Source organism: Cupriavidus sp. 05T313, assembly GCF_056396665.1.
Genome location: NZ_JBFTLX010000445.1, coordinates 1 through 2,614, shown reverse-complemented (window position 1 = coordinate 2,614; position 2,614 = coordinate 1). Strand labels below are relative to the sequence as shown.

2 protein-coding genes and 1 pseudogene are annotated in these 2,614 nt (G+C 58.0%); all 3 read right to left on the bottom strand.

Going from position 1 to position 2,614, the window contains the following annotated elements:
- Positions 1-503 (bottom strand): TIGR02391 family protein (locus tag AC1DKD_RS40590; RefSeq protein ID WP_477144678.1); only part of this gene is annotated, 503 nt, incomplete at its 3' end.
- Between the two features lie 831 nt (positions 504-1,334).
- Positions 1,335-2,390 carry a ParB/RepB/Spo0J family partition protein gene (locus tag AC1DKD_RS40585; protein WP_477103180.1) on the bottom strand — a complete coding sequence of 352 codons (1,056 nt, stop codon included), beginning with the start codon at positions 2,388-2,390 and terminating at the stop codon, positions 1,335-1,337.
- A pseudogene (locus AC1DKD_RS40580) lies at positions 2,383-2,614 on the bottom strand (ParA family protein); the annotation flags it as partial. The pseudogene AC1DKD_RS40580 and the gene AC1DKD_RS40585, both read right to left, overlap by 8 nt.

Genomic DNA, 2,614 nt, shown 5'->3' with positions numbered 1-2,614 from the left:
GGCATGCCGTGCGCGGAGTCGCCGTAGCTTGCGGCCTTTCGCACAGCAATCTCTACCTCCCGCATTGCCTCGAACGCTGCGGTCTCGTAGGCGCCGCGCATGAACGACAGCCAGACCGTCGTGGCGATCGCCGGGTGCAGCAGTTCCTTCGGCAGCAGCCGGGCAGTCTGGTAGTCGGTGAACGCCGCTTCGTTCTCGAAGCGTTGCGCACGCCGGCTCAGATGCCGGAAACCATTGTTCCCGTTCATGCCCTCGGCGGGAACTAGCAGCCCCTGCGCTTCGAGCCACGCAAACGCCTCGGCCAGCGCAAGGTCGACTTCATCCAGCCGGTGGCGCGGATACTGGGTATGACCAGTCATGCCCAGCTCCATCCGCAGGTTGCCCAGGTTGAACATGGCCTCCTGCCGTTTTCGCAGCAGGAAAAGTACCTTGGCGGCCAGCTCCTCCGGCTCGAGCGCGAGCAGCACGTCGACATCGGGGATGGCGGTCGGCAGTTCAATCATGGGTCTCTCCGGCTTGGTCTGATATGTGATAACGGAGATTATCAGAGATAGAAACCGCGAATTTACTGTGCCGGGCTGTGGTGTGTTTGGGGTAATGGCCTCCGATGGCGGCGGGTCCACGAGGAAATCGCGCAGTTTCAGCTTGTCGTTATCAGAAGGCTTCAGGGCTAGCGTCTCTCGTTCGAGGGAACGCGTGCGGGCCATCTCGCAACGGAGCTGGTTACTCAGTTGGCCGAGCACGCCGCCCCCCGTGCCAATATGACGTGCGTCACCTATCCCTGATAGCGTTCCGCCGAGCAGATGGGGGTGGCGCTGGAAGCGGCACTGAGCTACGAACTCCATACAGGTAATGAACTGGCCAGCCTGACCCGGCGCGACGCTGACGTCGCGGTGCGGTCGATCAAGCGCCCGCACCCGCACCCGATGAGCAAGCACATCGGGCCGATCCGCGTCGCGCTGTACGCGGCCAGGAGAGGCAGAGCGGCCAAATTCGCCGATGTCGAGGCCGGGAAGCCTGACTGGATCGCACCCGACGATGCGCTACCCGAACACCCTTCGGTGGTTTGGCGTAAGCTGCTACCTTCTCAAGGTGGACCCGCGCTACGGCGTCAACAGCATTCTGTATCGTCAATGTGCACTTTGATGCTGCCCATGCGTACCCCTGCCCCGCCTCGGCAGATGCTCGGCGTTGCCCCTTCCAATTGCGCCATCCAACGTGGATTAGGGCAACTCGCATCAACGCGCCGGACATAAGCGTGCTGCGTGTTCACCTGTCGTTCACATGCCCTACAGGTTGCAATCCGGCGGGAGTCCACTGACGCCACTCTCAGCCTAGACTGAAGTAGAAGCCGATGGCTTTGCGTTGGTGAAGGACTCGACGATTTCCTTTAGCTTATCGGCAAGCGCCTCCTGTTGGGTGGCAGGAATCTCTACGAGTTCAAGATTGATTCGCCCATCAGGAAACGTTTTCAATTGACCAAAAGATTGGCCGTCGGTTTTGAAGTCATATCGTTGGTGATAGCGGGCTCGCTCCTTCTTGCCGGATGAGCTTGGCGTCGTAAGATCCCTCACGGCGAGCTCGAGTTGTCTTACGGTTCGCTTACCATCAATTACGGCAGATAGATTTCGCGTCGCTTGTTCTTCGCCAGCTTTGTCAAAAATCAGTTTGATGAAATAGGCGGCCTGGAGCCCTACCCTATCTGCAAACTCCGCCATGCGCTCAAGTATCGGCCGCGGCAATGCGTTCAGCGACAGTACCTTGCTGACATACGCCTTATCCCGACCGACTCTCTCCGCTAGCGCGTTTTGTTCCACGAAGACCTTTTCCTCGAGCACGCGCCGCCAAGCAATTGCATCATCAAAGATGGTTTGGCGCTCGTGGTCATTGTTCGCTCGATAGGCGATTGAATAGAGTTCGGTAGGCGTTGTGTCTGATCGCAACTCAGCATCAATGAACTTCTCTCCCAAAGAGCGCTTTGCTCGAAGACGTCGTTCCCCGTCGATTAGAACGTACTTGCCCGGGTATTGCGGCAATTGGGTGACCTTGATCGCCTCAATCTGTCCATCACGCTGCAGTGTCAGGGCAAGTTCTTGGACCTTGGATTCAGGATAGAACTCACGCGGGTTGTATGGATTCGAGATGCAATCTGCAATGAGGATAGGAAAGCGATTGCCATTGGCTGTCGCCGGGGACACGGGGATCGCAATGGCGGCTATTGGCTCGGCTGCTGCGGAAGGTCGCGGGCTTAGAGGCGTTTGCGCTTTCTCCTCTGGTTGAGCGCGCTGGTCCAAGGCGGCCCGTTCGTTGTTCAAGCCCTTCAGGAGGCCAGCAGCGAGCGACAGGTTGCCAGCGGGCTTCGCCTTCTTTTGATTATTTTCCTTATTCATTTACAACCTTTTTTTCGCGAGATTGAGCGATGTACTGCGAGAGTTCTAAGGCGAGGCCTTCAATCTCTGCCCTAGCCTCCTTGACGCCGCGCATATAGCGCTTGCACTCGTGAGCTGTGGTGCCAAGTGCGAAGATCTGTCGATAGATCTCCCGTTGCGCGATCTGGCTGGCTAGAAGGTAAGTTCCTACGTCCTGATCGCGGAGAAGGGTCATGATCTCCTCT